The sequence below is a fragment of the Nesterenkonia ebinurensis genome (assembly GCF_008711175.1).
In the GTDB taxonomy this organism is placed as follows: Bacteria; Actinomycetota; Actinomycetes; order Actinomycetales; family Micrococcaceae; genus Nesterenkonia; species Nesterenkonia ebinurensis.
Genome location: NZ_VWNF01000047.1, coordinates 162,738 through 178,275, shown reverse-complemented (window position 1 = coordinate 178,275; position 15,538 = coordinate 162,738). Strand labels below are relative to the sequence as shown.

The 15,538-nt window shown below is 64.5% G+C and carries 15 protein-coding genes, 1 tRNA gene and 1 pseudogene; 15 read left to right on the top strand and 2 right to left on the bottom strand.

Features of this window, described 5'->3' with window-relative positions:
* Positions 1–19: 19 nt before the first annotated feature.
* The 9 genes from F0311_RS15240 (at position 20) to ilvA (ending at position 8,449) form a co-directional block, all read left to right on the top strand.
* Positions 20–1,396 (top strand): NAD(P)/FAD-dependent oxidoreductase, encoded by a 1,377-nt coding sequence (locus F0311_RS15240; protein ID WP_150462790.1) that lies wholly within the window; start codon positions 20–22, stop codon positions 1,394–1,396.
* A gap of 111 nt (positions 1,397–1,507) precedes the next feature.
* Positions 1,508–1,581 (top strand) — tRNA-Leu (locus tag F0311_RS15235).
* 340 nt (positions 1,582–1,921) lie between these two features.
* Entirely contained in the window at positions 1,922–2,473 is a 552-nt protein-coding gene (locus F0311_RS15230) for a TetR/AcrR family transcriptional regulator (RefSeq protein ID WP_150462789.1), read from the top strand.
* Positions 2,474–2,601: 128 nt separating this feature from the next.
* Positions 2,602–3,237 (top strand): biotin transporter BioY, encoded by a 636-nt coding sequence (locus F0311_RS15225; protein ID WP_223881407.1) that lies wholly within the window; start codon positions 2,602–2,604, stop codon positions 3,235–3,237.
* Between the two features lie 33 nt (positions 3,238–3,270).
* Positions 3,271–3,978: an energy-coupling factor ABC transporter ATP-binding protein gene (locus tag F0311_RS15220; protein ID WP_223881406.1), complete on the top strand. Its 708-nt coding sequence runs from the start codon at positions 3,271–3,273 to the stop codon at positions 3,976–3,978.
* Positions 3,975–4,619, top strand: a complete 645-nt coding sequence (locus F0311_RS15215) for a CbiQ family ECF transporter T component (RefSeq protein ID WP_150462787.1) — start codon at positions 3,975–3,977, stop codon at positions 4,617–4,619. The genes F0311_RS15220 and F0311_RS15215 overlap by 4 nt, the downstream gene beginning before the upstream one ends.
* Positions 4,620–4,691: 72 nt before the next feature.
* Positions 4,692–5,597, top strand: coding sequence for a Bax inhibitor-1/YccA family protein (locus tag F0311_RS15210; protein WP_223881405.1), 906 nt, complete (start codon positions 4,692–4,694; stop codon positions 5,595–5,597).
* A gap of 87 nt (positions 5,598–5,684) precedes the next feature.
* Positions 5,685–7,181, top strand: coding sequence for an AI-2E family transporter (locus F0311_RS15205; protein ID WP_150462786.1), 1,497 nt, complete (start codon positions 5,685–5,687; stop codon positions 7,179–7,181).
* Positions 7,178–8,449 (top strand): threonine ammonia-lyase, encoded by a 1,272-nt coding sequence (gene ilvA, locus F0311_RS15200; RefSeq protein ID WP_150462785.1) that lies wholly within the window; start codon positions 7,178–7,180, stop codon positions 8,447–8,449. The genes F0311_RS15205 and ilvA overlap by 4 nt, the downstream gene beginning before the upstream one ends.
* Positions 8,450–8,576: 127 nt before the next feature.
* Here the strand turns inward: ilvA and greA are convergent, their stop codons facing one another.
* On the bottom strand, positions 8,577–9,080 hold the full coding sequence (gene greA / locus F0311_RS15195) for a transcription elongation factor GreA (RefSeq protein ID WP_223881404.1): 504 nt from the start codon (positions 9,078–9,080) through the stop codon (positions 8,577–8,579).
* Positions 9,081–9,267: 187 nt separating this feature from the next.
* Positions 9,268–9,705: a DUF4307 domain-containing protein gene (locus tag F0311_RS15190; protein ID WP_150462783.1), complete on the bottom strand. Its 438-nt coding sequence runs from the start codon at positions 9,703–9,705 to the stop codon at positions 9,268–9,270.
* 123 nt (positions 9,706–9,828) lie between these two features.
* Between F0311_RS15190 and mca the strand changes: the two genes are divergently transcribed.
* From mca to F0311_RS15155, 6 genes and pseudogenes are all read left to right on the top strand, one after another.
* Complete coding sequence (gene mca / locus F0311_RS15185) at positions 9,829–10,725, top strand: mycothiol conjugate amidase Mca (protein WP_396897455.1); 897 nt, start codon at positions 9,829–9,831, stop codon at positions 10,723–10,725.
* Between the two features lie 180 nt (positions 10,726–10,905).
* Positions 10,906–11,313 carry a hypothetical protein gene (locus F0311_RS15180; protein WP_150462781.1) on the top strand — a complete coding sequence of 136 codons (408 nt, stop codon included), beginning with the start codon at positions 10,906–10,908 and terminating at the stop codon, positions 11,311–11,313.
* 376 nt (positions 11,314–11,689) lie between these two features.
* Positions 11,690–11,932: a recombinase family protein gene (locus F0311_RS15175; protein ID WP_150462780.1), complete on the top strand. Its 243-nt coding sequence runs from the start codon at positions 11,690–11,692 to the stop codon at positions 11,930–11,932.
* A 131-nt stretch (positions 11,933–12,063) separates the two neighbouring features.
* Positions 12,064–13,217 (top strand): annotated as a pseudogene (locus F0311_RS15165) (IS3 family transposase).
* A gap of 252 nt (positions 13,218–13,469) precedes the next feature.
* Positions 13,470–14,018 (top strand): recombinase zinc beta ribbon domain-containing protein, encoded by a 549-nt coding sequence (locus F0311_RS15160; protein ID WP_449580830.1) that lies wholly within the window; start codon positions 13,470–13,472, stop codon positions 14,016–14,018.
* A gap of 435 nt (positions 14,019–14,453) precedes the next feature.
* Positions 14,454–15,521, top strand: coding sequence for an IS110 family RNA-guided transposase (locus F0311_RS15155; RefSeq protein ID WP_150462776.1), 1,068 nt, complete (start codon positions 14,454–14,456; stop codon positions 15,519–15,521).
* The last annotated feature ends 17 nt before the right edge of the window (positions 15,522–15,538 follow it).

Below are 15,538 nucleotides of genomic sequence, written 5' to 3'. Positions count from 1 at the left end.
CCCCTATAGGATGGAGCCCATGGCACTCAAGCTCTCAGAGAAACCCCGTGTTCTGATCGTCGGCGGCGGCTACGTCGGCCTCATTGTGGCCCAGCAGCTGCAGAAGAAGGTCAAGGCCACCGGTGGTGTGGTCACCCTGGTGGACCCACTGCCCTATATGACCTACCAGCCTTTCCTCCCCGAGGTGGTCGGCGGGCACATCGAGGCCCGCCACGCGGTGGTCCCGCACCGGCGCCACCTGAAGGACACCGAAGTGATCACCGGCAAGGTGACCTCGGTGGATCACGAGGCCAAGACCGCCGTGGTGGGACTCGACGAGGGCGAATCGGTGGAGATCCCCTACCAGGACATCGTGATGGCAGCCGGGGCCACCACCCGCACCTTCCCCATCGAGGGCCTGGCCGAGAACGGCATCGGTCTGAAGACCATCGAAGAGGCACTCGGGCTGCGCAACCACATCCTGGAGCGGCTGGAGACCGCCTCGGCGCTTACTGATGAGGCGGCCAAACGCCGTGCGCTGACCTTCACTGTGGTCGGCGGCGGATTCGCCGGCATCGAGTGCATCGCCGAGATGGAAGACATCATTCGCGCCTCGGTCAGTCAGAACCCCCGGCTGAGCCAGTCCGATGTGCGCATCGTGCTGGTGGAGGCTATGGGCCGGATCATGCCGGAGGTCTCCGAGGACCAGGCGGTGGGTGTGGTGGAGCATCTGCGCGCCCGAGGCATCGAGGTGCTGTTGAACACCTCGCTCAGCTCAGCAGTGGACGGCGAGCTGACCCTGATCTCCATGGCGGATAAGTCCGAGGTGGATAAGTTCGGCACCGACACCCTGGTGTGGACCGCCGGTGTGGCTGCCAACGCAGTGGCCCGCAGCTCGTCCTTCCCGGTGGACGAACGCGGCCGGATCACCGGCTCAGCCACTCTGCAGATCCTCAACGAGGAGGGCGACGTCGTCGAGGGCGCCTGGACCGCGGGGGATATCTCCGCCATCCCGGACCTCACCGGTGCAGGCCCCGGCGGGTTCTGCGTGCCTAACGCCCAGCACGCTTCCCGACAGGCCAAGGTGCTGGCCAAGAACCTCTTCGCCGTGCGCTACGGCACCGGAGAGGTGGCTGAGTACAAGCACGAGTCGCTGGGTGCAGTGGCCGGGTTGGGCCTCTACAAAGGCGTGGGCAATCCGATGGGCGTCAAACTCAAGGGTTGTCTGGCCTGGGCCGCACACCGCGGCTACCACGGAATGGCCATCCCCACCATCGAGCGCAAGGCTCGGGTGGTCGGCGGATGGGTCAACGAGCTGGTCTTCGGCCGCGACGTCACTCCGCTGCGCGATCTGGAGAACCCCACCAAGGCGTTCTTCGAGGCCGCCGGCGGCGGCAAGAAGAAAGCAAAGAAATAGGCAAGTTTCGGCGGTTCTGAGTGGGGTAGCTGCCAAGCGAGCTGAGGGAAGCGGCCATCGTGGGCCAGCGACCGAGGTGAGCGCAGACAGATGCCCGCACAGGGCCGTCAACCCCCTGTAGCCCAATCGGCAGAGGCAGTCGACTTAAAATCGATACAGTGTGGGTTCGAGTCCCACCAGGGGGACCGTTCACTTCCGGCGGCGGGCGTACGCCGTATGTGAGGCTCAGGGGGCATCACCAGCTTCCTGTGCAGCGTCGTCGACCTTATGAGGCGAGGCAGCGGCCTCTGTAGTCGGGTAATCTGTGCCGTTACTGTCGTCTGCCGGCCCGCCGCAGCCGGTCGCCGGGAGACTGAGCGCGTCCGCTCCCGTAGTCATGCTGTATCGAGTTACTACCGGAGGCCCTCCTCATCCGTGCTGCCGCAGAGTCATCCCGGCAGATCGTGGTTCCAGTCTGGGCCGGGCCATGTAAAGCCCCCGTAGAGCAGGGCCAACCCGGTGTGAACGCGCCCGTATGCTGGAGGGATGGCACTGACGGCGGCGGAGATCGTGGAGACTGCCCATCAGTTGGTGGGGGACTACGGGCTCCAGGATGTCTCCATGCGCCGGGTGGCCAAAGAGCTCGACGTGGCACCTGGTGCCCTGTACTACCACGTACCCAGTAAGCAGGAGCTGCTGCACCGGGTGGCGCACCGTATGCTGGAGCCCCTCCGCGAGGCCCAAGCCGCACCCATGGTCCTGATGCACCGGCTCCGCGAGGCCGTGCTGCCCGTCCGTGACGGCGCGGACCTTGTGCTGATCGCCTATGCCTTGGATCCACAGCTGCCCCCAGTTCAGGCACTCCAGTCGGCGCTGGCGAGCACCGGGTACGACGCCGCCGCAGCCCAGGCGACTGCCGGACAGCTCATGCGCTATGCTCTGGGCGCCTTGGCGGTGGAGCAGAACGCCCAGCTCTTCGGCACAGCGGGGGAGAATGCTGAGGAGCTCTACGCTGCCGGGCTGCGCAAACTGCTTGGCTGCGAGCTGAGCAGCACCTCACAACTTTACCCACCAGGTGTTTCATTCAAGCCCAAATAATGCCGCCGAGATGAAACAAGTGCTGGGTAAACCTGGGGCAGCCTGCCCTCAGTAGTAGTTTGAACAGTGTTCAAAAAGTATTAGGCTTGAGGATATTCCACAGTTGGCCTATGAGAGGACTTTGAGCCATGATGCAGCCGCAGAGCGCTGACACTGTGATCTCCGCAGCCGAGAGCAAGCACCCGCAGCGCCGCACCCGTGGCGGAAACTCCGCTCAGGACATCGCGCTGATCGGAGTCTTCGCTGCACTGATCGCCGTGCTCGCCTTCGCCCCGCCCATCCCGGTGGGCAGCTTCGGGGTGCCGATCACTCTGCAGACCATGGGCGTGGCGCTGACAGGCTTGGCGCTGGGTCCCTGGCGCGGGCTGGCCGCCGCAGGGCTCTATGTGGTGCTGGGACTTCTGGGGCTGCCGATCTTCGCCGGATTCGCCGGCGGCTTCGGAGTGCTCGCCGGCCCTTCGGCGGGCTATCTTCTGGCTTTCCCGATCACCGCACTGGTCACCGGATTCATCGCTCGGGTCGTAGTGCGCCGGGCGGCGCCGCGCTGGTGGGTGCCGCTGCTGTTCGTTGCCGCGATCGGAGGCAGCATCCTCGTCACCCATCCTGCCGGAATCCTCGGGATGAGCCTCAATCTGCAGGTCAGCCTGCAGGAGGCCTTCTTCATGGACATCGTCTTCTGGCCTGGCGATGTGGTGAAGTCTCTCACCGCTGCCGCAGCCGCTGCCCTGGTCCATCGGGCCGCACCCTGGATCCTGGTGCGGTAGGTGAGCTCAGCCGCCGGTATAGAGTCTTCTGCCGTGACAGAGTCCCCGCAGACCATCAGCTTCCGGGACGTCCGCGTCCTGGCAGCCGGCCGGCTGCTGCTGGAGGTCCCGCAGCTGGATCTCAGTGAGCAGCGGATCAGCGTGATCGGCCCCAACGGAGGCGGAAAATCCACCCTGCTGCAGCTAGTCAACGGCCTGGTCGAACCCACCGAGGGTTACGTCACCACTGATGGGCTGGACACCGTGGAGCACGGGCGGCAGGTCCGCCAGCGCGCCGGATTCGTCTTCTCCAACCCGGCCGCTCAGCTGGTGATGCCCACCCCGCTGGAGGATGTGGAGCTCTCCCTGCGCCGCAGCATCGGTCACGCTGACCAGCGCCGTCGTATCGCCCAGGACTGCCTGGTCGGACTGGGCATTGCTGATCTGGCCGCTCGCAGCTCCCAGGAGCTCTCCTCCGGTCAGCAGCAGCTGGTGGCCCTGGCCACCGTGCTGGTGTTCAAGCCCCAGATCCTGCTGCTGGACGAACCCACCACTCTGCTTGATCTGGCCAATGCAGCACGGTTCACCAGCATGGTCAGCAGACTCGAGGACGCCCACGGCATTTGCACCATCACCGCCACCCACGACCTGGAGCTGGCCGCTGGTGCCGAACGCACCCTGCTGGTCGAGGACGGCAGAATCGCGGCAGACGGAGAGCCGGAGCAGATCATCACCGCCTACCGCAGTCGCAGCACAGCATGAGAGTACGACGCCGTCCACGGCGACTCCGTGCCAGGGAGCAGGTGCTGGGTCGCCGCGCCCCGGGAAGCGGGCTCCTGCACCGCAGCCCGGCAGGACTGAAGGTCGCTGCTCTTGCCGTCTTCACTGCAGTGATTCTGGTGGTCCGGGAACCAGTGGTGAGTGCCGGCGGCGTCGTTCTGGTTCTGCTCACTGCCCTGGCAGTCCAGGTGCCGCTGCGGATGCTGCTTGCGCTGCTGCGCCGGCTCTGGCTCCTGCTGCTGGTGCTGATCGTCCTGCAGATGCTGCTCAACGACCCGCTTACCGCGGTTGAGGTGCTCAGCCGAATCCTGGCCGCCCTGCTGGCTGCCCAGCTGCTGATTCTCACCACCGAGCCGGTAGAACTGGTCGGAGTGCTTCGGGTGCTGCTGACCCCGCTGAAGATCTTCGGTGTTCGTCCCGGCAGGGCAGCACTGGCAGCCTTGATCATGCTGCGCTCCATCCCCTTCCTGGCCGACCAGTTCCACCAGGCCGGGCAGCAGGCCGCCGCCCGTGGGCTGGAGCGCAGTCTGCGGGCGCGCACCGTACCGCTGCTGTTGGGTGCGGTGGAGCGGGCCAGGGATACCGGACGCGCGCTGAGCGCCCGCGGAATCGACCAGGTCTGAATTCCGTTAGACTAGGTGCAAGCTACGGATTCGCCGTCACTGACGAACCCACAGAAAGAGAGCGGAACCCATATGGCCATGCAATTCGGCAACTCGTCCAACCCGGTCTTCCGGTCCGGGGCTATGCCTGACCAGTTCAACGCGGATAAGCGCCGCCGGTTCTACATGGACTCCAACGCCGGCACCGTGCGTGAAGAGACCCAGCAGACCTACGCCCAGCAGCACGGAGTGCCCGGTCCCGACCAGCTCCAGCAGCAGTACAACATGCCTGCTCACGCTGGCCTCGAGGGCACCCCGATGACCTACGACGACGTCATCCGCAAGACGGTGACTTCCTTCGCCGTGGTGCTCCTGGGTGCCGGTGCAGCTGTCACCCTGGCCACCATGATGCCCGGTGTGGTGATGGGACTGGCCATCGTCGCCGTGCTGGCCGGCCTGGTGCTCGGGCTGGTCAACGCTTTCAAGCGTGAGCCCAACCCCGGTCTGATCCTGGCCTACTCCGCCACCCAGGGCTTCTTCCTGGGTGCGATCACCTGGGTGCTGGAGCTGCAGTTCCCCGGCATCGCCTTCCAGGCTGTGGCCGCCACGCTGATCGTCTTCGGCTGCGTGCTGGTGGCCTTCAAATCCGGCAAGATCCGCGCCACTCCCAAGCTGAACAAGATGTTCATGATCGCTCTGGGCGCCTACCTGATCTTCGCACTGTTCAACTTCGGGCTGATGCTCTTCGGCGGCACCAGCTCCATGTTCGGTCTGCGCACCGAGTTTAGCCCCTGGATCGGCATCGCCATCGGCGCCTTCGCCATCCTGCTGGCTACCTACTCCCTGGTGCTTGACTTCACCAACATCGACGAGGGCGTCAAGGCAGGTGTGGAGCAGAAGTTCGGCTGGGCAGCAGCCTTCGGCCTGACTGTTTCCCTGGTCTGGCTCTACATCGAGATCCTCCGCATTATCGCGATTGTCCGCTCTATGGCGGATTGATCCTTTCTGCGCAAAGAAGCGGTCCGCCGGTCTCCGGCGGACCGCTTCTGACGTATTTGCTGCCTCAACCGTGACAAGATAGGGCCTATGAGCACTGGTTCTGCGCCGGAGAGCACCGGCGAATCCACTACCACCTACGCTGCCGCCCAGCCGCCTGCCGAGGAGTCCGTTCCTCCAGTCAGCGAGGGCGCCCTGGCTCCCTCCAAAGAGGCCGACGAACAGCGTATGCGCGAGGACATCCCCTGGGGAGTGCGGATCGCGGCCGAATGGTCATGGCGGATCATCATCATCCTCATCGCAGCCGGTGTAGCCATCTGGCTGCTCGGCCATGTGATGCTGCTGCTGATCCCGCTGCTGATCGCCGGGCTGCTCTCCACTCTGCTGAAGCCGCTGCACAATGTCTTCGTCAAGATCAAATTCCCGCGGATCCTGGCGGCCATGACCACCATTGTGGTCTTCCTCGGCGCGGTGACGGCCATCCTGGTCCAGGTCGGCAATGTGATCGTCGAAGGCTTCGCCGAAATGGCTGAGCAGATTGAGACCGGTATCTACGAGCTCATCGACTGGGCCGACCAGACCCTCCAGGACTTCGGCATCGAGGTCTCCGCCGATGAGTTCAACCAGGCCATCGACGAATTGATCGCCTGGGTCCAGGACAACCAGGACACCATCATGTCCTCAGCCGGGGCTTTCGGCTCCGCGGCCACCAACTTCGGCGTAGGTGCCGTGCTGGTGCTGTTCACCTTGATCTTCTTCCTCTCCGACGGGCGGACCATCTGGAACTCCCTGGTGCTCTTCGCCCCCGCCAAGCACCGCCCCGCCATCCACGGCGCCGGCCGCCGCGGCTGGAAGTCAGTGGGCACCTTCATGCGGGTCCAGGTGTTTGTGGCCTTTGTGGACGCCGTCGGCATCTACATCGGCGCGGTGATCCTGGACGTCCCGCTGGCTCTGCCCATCGCAGTGCTGGTGTTCTTCGGCGGATTCATCCCAGTCGTCGGTGCGGTGGTCACCGGCGCAGTCGCTGTGCTGCTGGCCTGGGTGGCCCATGACTTCATCACCGCGTTCTGGATGCTCGCGGTGGTCATCGCCGTCCAGCAGCTGGAGTCCAACGTGCTCCAGCCGATCATCATGGGCAAGGCCGTCAAGCTCCACCCGCTCGCCGTGGTGCTCGCAGTGACCGCAGGCACCACCCTGCTGGGCATCATCGGAGCATTGTTCGCAGTGCCGGTGCTGGCCTTCATCAAACGAGCCATTGAGTACCTGAATAAGGAGGAGTGGCGCGGGGACTCCGAGGCCCTTGAGATGGAGAGCGCACTGAAGGAGGAGGCCCTGCGCCGAGCTGCCCAGCGTGAGATCATCGAGGCCGAGGAGCAGGCCAGCCTGCGCACCCTCAAGGAGCGCATCTTCGACACCATCCCCGGCCTGGATCCGGGTAAGCACGGCTTCGGGCGCAGCAAGAGCACTGATCACGACGACGCCGATGAGCCTGAGCTGGCGGCTGCTCCGGTGCCCGCCGCCGAGGACCGCACAGAATCCGCTGCGAGTCCTGAAGCCCCGGAGCAGGAGGAGCCCCGCAGACGATGACTGATGCTGCCGCCGATGTCCGCCCGGGCCGCCAGCTCAGCGTCCAGCTGGAGGATTTGCGCTCTGCTCGTGAACTGCTCGAAGGGGTGATCGTCGATACTCCGATGGAACACTCCCGGGCGCTGGGCCGGATGCTGGGGGCCACGGTCCATCTCAAAGCCGAGAACCTGCAGCGGGCCGGCTCTTTCAAAGTACGTGGTGCCTATGTGCGCATGGCCCGGCTCACCGAGGAGGAGAAAGCCCGCGGAGTGGTGGCGGCCTCCGCCGGCAATCACGCCCAGGGTGTGGCGCTGGCGGCCAAGAAACTCGGCGTGAAGGCCACTATCTACATGCCCCGGGGTGTGGCGCTGCCCAAGCTGGCTGCTACTCGGGACCACGGCGCTGAGGTGGTGCTGCACGGCTCCAATGTGGATGAGGCCCTGGCTGCGGCCCAGAAATTCTCGGATGAGTCCGGTGCGGTGTTCATCCACCCGTTCAACCACACCGATGTGGTGGCCGGCCAGGGAACCATCGGCCTGGAGATCCTCGAACAGCAGCCCGATGTAGACACGGTGATTATGGGTATCGGCGGCGGTGGCCTGCTGGCCGGCTCAGCTGTGGCGCTCAAGCAGGAGGCCGCCCGACAGGGGCGCGAGATCAAGCTGGTCGGTGTGCAGGCTGAAAACGCCGCCGCCTATCCGCCCTCCTTGGCCGCAGACGCGCTGGTGCCCTTGCAGGTGGTGCGCACCATTGCTGACGGCATCGCCGTGGGCCGGCCCGGTGAGATCCCCTTCGAGATCATCAAAGAGCTGGTCGATGAAGTGGTCACCGTCAGTGAGGATGCCATCGCCAAAGCGCTGATCTTCCTGCTGGAACGCTCCAAGCTGGTGGTCGAGCCGGCCGGAGCGGTGGGTGTGGCCGCTCTGATGGAGGGCAAGCTTGAGACACTGGGCATCCGGCCTGAGAGCGTGGTGGCTGTGCTCTCCGGGGGAAATATCGACCCCATGCTCATGCTCCGGGTGATCCAGCACGGACTTTCGGCTGCCGATCGCTTCCTCACCGTGAAGCTCATGCTTAAGGACCGGCCCGGGGAACTGGCCATCATCTCGCGGATCATCGCCGATACCGACGCCAATGTCATCGGCGTGGATCACTCACGGATCGGCGGGGAGCTCTCCATGGGCGATGTCTCCATCGTGATCAACATGGAGACCAAGGGCACTGAGCACTCCGCCCTGGTGCTCAACTCTCTGCGCGCCGAGGGCTACGAGCCTTTGGTCATGAACTGAGTTTGTCCCGGCGGCTGCGCCGTTCGCGCTGAAGGCGCTGCTTGCTGAGGTGGTCTGCCCAACCGCAGGGCGTTTGGACGGGGTCCTGAGGTCAGGTCAGGGCTCCTGCTTCGCTCCCAGCTGAGTTTTATCCGGTGTATGGCTGTGCGGAGAGGATTTCGACTTCGATCTCACTGCCGTTGGGGGCGGTGTAGCTGACCTTATCGCCTTCCTTGGCGCCGCCGATCGCCTCACCCATGGGGGAGGCATCGGAGTAGACAGCCAGATCGGTGTCCCCGGCGATCTCCCGGTTGCCGAAGATGAACTCCATCTCCCGGCCAGCCACCTTAGCTTTGACCAGCATGCCAGGCTCCACCACCCCGTCGTCGGGGGGAGTACCGCCCACATTGGCGTTTTCCAGCAGGTGTGAGAGATAGGCGATCCGCGCCTCGATCTTGCCCTGCTCCTCCTTGGCGGCGTGGTACCCGCCGTTCTCCTTCAGATCGCCTTCCTCCCGGGCAGAGGCGATCCGGTCAACCACTTCCTGCCGGCCGGGGCCCTTGAGCTGCTCCAGCTCCGCAGAGAGGCGGTCATAGGCCTCCTGTGAGAGCCACTGGCCAGTCTCTTCAGCTTCGGGGGTGTTAGTCGCCACGACAGATTCTCCTAGGGCCTTCTCTAAATACAGACCCCGCCGGGGTATCCCTGGCGGGGTAGTTGCATGTTGAAACATACTAGGCCTGCTGGCCCGGAATCTCAACGGTCCAAGCAGTATTGCGCCCATTGTGAACAGCAGGCAGGTGCCCGGGCAGGCAGTTGAGCAGGCGTCGTCGTCGTACTTTCTAGTCAACCAACCAGCAGGAGTCCACGATCCCGGTGACACCCCGGTACTCGGTGCGCAGCTGAGAGCTGTAGTACTGGCTGCGGTCAGCCTCAGAGCTGCCTTCATGCGGGCCAAGAGTCACAATGCGGGCGCCGACAATCGCATAGGAGTCGTCCAGCACATGCAGCATGCACTGGGCGGTGGCCTCGAAGTCCTTGGTCACCTCGAAGTCCACGCTGGCGCGGGTGTCGGACTCGATCGTGTAGCCCACCTCCTGGTATTCCAGGCGCCCCACGTTCATGCTGATGGTGAACCACACCGTGGTCGCCACAGCCACCGCCAGGGCGCCGATCACCAGCAGTCTCTGCACCGCAGGGGACATCTTGCCCCGGCCAGCGCCGTATCGGGTAGCAAGGTCAGAGGTCCCAGTGTGACCGGTGGAATCGGAGAGGCTCACAAAGCACTATTCTAGGTGTTCATGTCAGAGACCACGCTGCCGCACAACGATGCCGTCTCCGTTCCGGCCGGAGGCTCCCAGCACGATGCCGCCACCGCTGAGCTGGCCCGGCAGGCGCCCCAGGTGCCCGGCCGGGTGCCGGACTCCGCAGGGCTGCGGCTGCTGGCGGTGCACGCCCACCCTGATGACGAGTCCTCCAAGGGGGCGGCGATGATGGCCGCCTATGTGGAGGCCGGCGCCCAGGTCATGGTGGCCACCGCCACCGGGGGCGAGGAGGGCAGCCTGCTGAATCCCGCGGCCGGAGAGATCCAGCAGTGCCACCGGGACCTCCCCGGGGTGCGCCGGGTGGAGATGGCTGAGGCGGCGCAGGCACTGGGTATTGAACATGTGTGGCTGGGGTTCTGTGACTCCGGGCTGCCGGAGGGCGACCCCATGCCCCCGCTGCCGTTCGGGTCCTTCGCCACCCTGCCGCTGGAGCAGGCCACAGCGCCCCTGGTACGGCTGATCCGCAGGCTCCGGCCGCATGTGGTTACCTGCTACGACGAATCCGGCGGTTACCCGCATCCCGACCACATTATGAGCCACCGGATCGCGGTGGAGGCCTACCACGCCGCTGGCGACCTGGAGCGTTACCCGGGCTGCGGTGAGCCTTGGGCACCCCAGAAGCTCTACTACGACCGCGCCTTCAATCCCGGGCGGCTGCGCGCCCTGCACTGGGCGCTGGTGGAGGCTGGCATCGAATCTCCCTATGAGGAGCGGCTGGTTCGTTGGGAGGAGGGCGACCGTCCGGACTGGCTGACTACCCACGAGGTCACCACTCAGGTGCCGGTGGGTGACTATCTGGAGGCCCGCGACGCCGCACTGCGCGCCCACCGCACCCAGGTGGAGCCGGAAGGATTCTTCTTCGCCACCCCCAATGACTTCCTGCGCGAGGTCTGGCCCTATGACGACTTCGTGCTGGTGGACTCCAAGGTTGAGACGGCCTTCCCCGAGTACGATCTCTTCAGCGGGCTGCGCTGAGCTGCGCAGGCACTGGTTCGGTGTTCGGCTCGGTCGCTGGGCTTTCTGGCGCGGCTTCTCTCCCTGCCTGACATGGCCCACACAGACGCAATGCGTTTGAGTGGGACCCAGATATCAGGTGTCGGTCCCCTGCCTCAGAGGGCCCCGCATAGCACCGCGCAAAGCGAGTAGACTGGGTCTGTGGCTCTTTCCTTCGATGCGCTGATCTCCGCCGGCACCCAGTGGTGGCCCGGCGGCGGCGGCGGTGAGACCCCGGACCTGCGCGATGGGCTCACCGAGGAGCAGATCTCTCCCGGCATCGAGGGCTTCCTGTTCACCCTGCTGGTGGTTGTGCTGCTGATCTTTGTGGTCCGGGATATGGCTAAGCGGGCCCGGAAGATGAAGTACCGCAGTCAGGTGGAGGCCGAGCTGGCCGAGGAGGAGCCTGAGTTCCCCGGTGAGATCACCCCGGCGAGCATCTCTGAGGCCCAGCAGCATGCGCGCACTGCCGCGGCCGAAGCCCGTTTCGGCCCGGCTGCTGATCCTGAGACAGCCGTGGACGCCGAGCCCGCCGCTGACCCGCACTCTGCCCAGCAGTCCCGCTCCTAGAAGGGCGCCCTCGTCCCTTCCTGCCTAACGCGCCTTGCCCCGTGGTGCATCCCCGGTCTCAGGCTGCGGCGGACGCCCCTCCTTTCTTCTTGTGCGCTTTCTCAGCAGCCTCCGCTCTCTCGGCGTGCTGGGGCTTTGTCACAGCCCCGCTGCTTCCTGCGCCAGGTGTTGCGGCGGTGCCCGGCTCGCTCCCTCTGACTCCGCCTCTCCCCGGCGTCGTCGTCTCTTTTCCTGACTAGCTACGCAGTTGATGTGCCCGATATCGTCGCTAAAATCTCGCGCAGCCCGGAAACAGCACCGGAATCCGGTACAGCAAACTAGCCGAGGTTCTGTAAACGCACCTACCTCTCACACGAGTAGGAAGGTGGGGCCAGAGATGGGCCACGAACAGCACGAACAGGCTATGGGATCGGCGTTGTCAGCGCGGGCGGCGGTGTATGTGCGGATCAGCGATGACCCTGGGGGCACAGAGCGTGGGGTTGACCGGCAGGAGGCCGACTGCCGTGCCTACGCCGCCGCCCACGGGTGGGAAGTAATGGTGGTGTTCCGAAAGAACGACACCTCGGCGTTCAAGCAGCGCACGACCACGCTGCCATCGGATGAGCGGATGAGCGGATGAGCGGGTGCGGCGGGTGCGGCGGGTGATCCGCCGGGGCTGATGCAGGGGTGGTTGACTCGCTATGACCTGCCCTACCCGGGGGTTACCACTTCAGGTGTAGCGTTCAGGTCCTCATCGGAAGGATCTGAGAAATGCCGAAAGCCTATCCTGCTGAGTTCCGCCACCGTGCGATCGCGCTAGTGCGTGCGGGCCGAAAAGTCCCTGTGGTGGCAGCTGATCTTCAGATCAGTGATGCTGTGCTGCGGCGTTGGGTCCGTCAGGACCGAATCGACAAGGGAGAGATCCCCGGTATCGCCACCGCGGAGAGTGCCGAGCTGCGCAAGGCTCGTAAACGCATCCGCGAGTTGGAACAAGAACTTGAAATCCTGAAGATCGCTTCAAAGTTCTTGGGTGAGGAGGCACCCCACCCAAAAGGGTTCACCCGGTGATCGATACCCTGGTCGCCGCCGGGTTCCCCGTGCTCACCTGTTGCCGCATCCTCGGCGTCAGCAAGCCTGGCTACTACAGGTACCTACGTCGTCCTACTGCGCCTTCGCAGATGCGACGAGAATGGCTCACCGGCCTCATCCGAGAAGTTCACACCGCCTCTCGAGGCACTTACGGCTACCGGCGCGTCCACGCGGAATTGACCATGGGAATGAGCGTCTCCGTCAGTTCACGACTGGTCTTCAAATTGATGCACAACGCAGGGATCTACGGGCTTCCTGGCCCGGTAAGAACGAAACGACTACGTGGGGTGGTGACCGCAGATGACCTGGTCAACCGGAAGTTCCACCGCATCCAGCCCAATGAGCTCTGGGTCACCGACATCACTGAACACCCCACGGCTGAGGGCAAGATTTACTGCTGTGCGGTGATGGACACTTACAGCAGAAAAGTCGTGGGCTGGTCCATCGACAGCCAGCAGAACACGACCCTGGTGCTCAATGCTCTGGACATGGCGCTCAAAGCGCGGACGCCGGGCCCTGGTGGCATCGTTCACGCCGATCACGGTACCCAATTCACATCCTGGGCCTTCGGGGAGAAAATCCGCCAGGCCGGGCTCATGCCTTCCTTCGGCACCATCGGTGATGGGCTGGACAACGCCATGATGGAAAGCTTCTGGTCTTCGATGCAGATCGAGCTGCTGAACCGGCAGCGATGGAGAACTCGGATCGAACTGGCCAACGCGATCTTCGATTACATCGAGATATTTCATAACCGCAAGCGCCGGCACTCAGGGCTGGGTTACCTCTGCCCTGCGGACTTTGAACTACGCTCAACCGTGACACCCCTCATGGCCTGAGCGCTACATGACCTTAGGTAACCAAACCATAGGGCAGGTCAACCTGTCACCCGTTCCTGCATCAGCCCCGCGGGCGGCGAAGCAGCAGGCCATTGAGGGCACCTGGCACGGTGGTCGTGTGCCCTTCGGTTACCGCGCCGTCAGCGGTGCTCTCGTCATCGACTCGGTGACCGGGCCGATGGTAGCCGAGGCAGCTCAGCGGGTGCTGGCGGGTGAGTCGCTGTATCGGATTCGTACGGACTCGGGCGCGGCATCCTCACCACCCACGGATGCGCATGGTCGGACAGGGCACCCAAACTGATGCTCCGCAACCCCTCCATCAAAGGCGTACGTGAGTACCGTCCGATCCTCCCGGACGGCACTCGCTCCAAGACCTCGCAGATGCAGGTCGAGGCGGTGTGGCCCGCGATCCTGGACGAGGACACCTGGCAGCACGTCTCCGATGTCTTCGACGCTCGGAAGAAGGTCAGGAACTTCCATCAGCCCGGCAGCGGCGTTGCGAAGCGGCTGTATCCGTTCTCGGGCCTGATTCGCTGCTCTGACTGTGGGCGGGCGATAATTCACCGGGGCGGGGTGTACCAGTGTGTGCAGACCGTGCGGGGCGGGTGTCACCGTTCGATCCGCGCCACTGAAATCCAAAGCCTTGTGGAGGAGGCGGTGCTTGCAGCGTTCGAGCAGATCACCCTCAGCCCCTTCACCCGCATCACATCCGCTAAGGATCAGACGGCGCGCGTCGGTCTCGCAGTCAGGCTCGACGCCGACCGCGAACTGCTCAGTCTCTCTGGGGTATCGAGATCCTGACTGGCCGAGCCAGTTTGTGTCGGAGCATCGTTGCTTCCGGCGGGTGAAGTGTGTTCGGTCACGGTGTCACCTCCCGTGAAGGAGGTGGACCACCAGAGGCCAAACCGAGGTGTTCGGCAGCGGGTCGCTACGCCCGCCGTCTGCTAGCTGTATTGACCGGAGACGCCGCCGAACCCGGGCACACCACCAAACCCGGAACACACCAGAGTCTCCAAGAAACCCAGGGCGGTTCATCTTGGTGGTGGCTGGTCTGGGACTGGCTGGCAGGGTAGGTACTGGCCGTTCCGTCCTGTGGTTGTGACTCATACACCCTTTGGCCCCGTAGCGGTGCCTCGCAGATGACACAGAGCTGTTCCGAAGTGACCTCTTCCCAGACTGGCACAGGCCGTCAGTGGCCATGACCGTATGTCCCGATAGAGGAAGGCTACGACCGCTATGACTATCGTCGCGCATTCACATCCGTTTGTCGTCGGCGTCGACACCCATGCCCGTAACCACGTCTACGCCGTCATCACCACGACCGGCGAGCTGTTGGATACTCGTGAGTTCCCGACCACCAGCGCGGGCATCAACCGCGCCGTCTCATGGGCGAGCCGCCGTACCGGAGGTGATGCCGACACGCTGTGGGTGATCGAGGGTGCCGCCACTTACGGGGCCGTGCTCGCAGGGGCCATCACCGCTCAGGGCTACCCGGTTGCTGAGGCTGCCCGGATGAGTGCTCGAGCTCGCCGCGGGGTCGGGAAGTCCGATGCGCTCGATGCGCACCGGATCGCCACCGCCGTCCTGCCGCTGACCGAGGAGCAGCTACGCCGAGCTCGCCTGAACGAAGGCGTCCGCCAGGCTCTTCGCGTACTCGTCTCTGCCAGGGAGACTATGACCGATGAGCGCACCCGGATGGTGAACACACTGACCGCGCTGCTGCGCGCTAACGATCTCGGCATTGACGCCCGCAAGTCACTGACCGGTGCTCTGATCACGGAGGTCTCCCGGTGGCGGTCTCGTGCCGAAGACCTGGCCCTGTCTGTTGCTCGCACGGAGGCGGTCCGGCTCGTTGGGCACATCATCGAACTCGATGAGACCCTTACTGCGAACCTCACCCAGATCACGGAACTCGTCGAGGTCAGCGAGGCCGCACCACTGCTAGCAGAGAAAGGATTCGGCCCAGTCACCGCGGCAATCTGCCTGACCGCCTGGTCACATCCCGGCAGGGTGCGTTCCGAGGCGGCATTCGCGTCATTGGCCGGCGTCAACCCGATCCCGGCATCCTCGGGAAATACCCGCCGACATCGCCTCAATCGCGGCGGAGACCGCCGCTTGAACAAGGCCTTGCACATGGTGTCGATCAACCGCATGGCCCATGACGTCGAGACCAGCGCCTACGTCGCCAAACGCGTTGCTGAAGGACGCACGACCAAAGAGATCCGTAGATGCCTCAAACGCTACCTCGCCCGGAGAATCTACCGAATACTCAGCGGCGCACACCCGACTCCAAACACCACTTGACATCTATAGAAGGGTCA

Excerpts from the sequence above, each read along its gene's own strand:
- F0311_RS15240 (WP_150462790.1), top strand. The coding sequence starts at position 20 with ATGGCACTCAAGCTCTCAGAGAAACCCCGTGTTCTGATCGTCGGCGGC.
- F0311_RS15205 (WP_150462786.1), top strand. The coding sequence starts at position 5,685 with ATGAGCACTGGTTCTGCGCCGGAGAGCACCGGCGAATCCACTACCACC.
- F0311_RS15210 (WP_223881405.1), top strand. The coding sequence starts at position 4,692 with ATGGCCATGCAATTCGGCAACTCGTCCAACCCGGTCTTCCGGTCCGGG.
- F0311_RS15230 (WP_150462789.1), top strand. The coding sequence starts at position 1,922 with ATGGCACTGACGGCGGCGGAGATCGTGGAGACTGCCCATCAGTTGGTG.
- F0311_RS15155 (WP_150462776.1), top strand. The coding sequence starts at position 14,454 with ATGACTATCGTCGCGCATTCACATCCGTTTGTCGTCGGCGTCGACACC.
- ilvA (WP_150462785.1), top strand. The coding sequence starts at position 7,178 with ATGACTGATGCTGCCGCCGATGTCCGCCCGGGCCGCCAGCTCAGCGTC.
- F0311_RS15175 (WP_150462780.1), top strand. The coding sequence starts at position 11,690 with ATGGGCCACGAACAGCACGAACAGGCTATGGGATCGGCGTTGTCAGCG.
- F0311_RS15225 (WP_223881407.1), top strand. The coding sequence starts at position 2,602 with ATGATGCAGCCGCAGAGCGCTGACACTGTGATCTCCGCAGCCGAGAGC.
- F0311_RS15215 (WP_150462787.1), top strand. The coding sequence starts at position 3,975 with ATGAGAGTACGACGCCGTCCACGGCGACTCCGTGCCAGGGAGCAGGTG.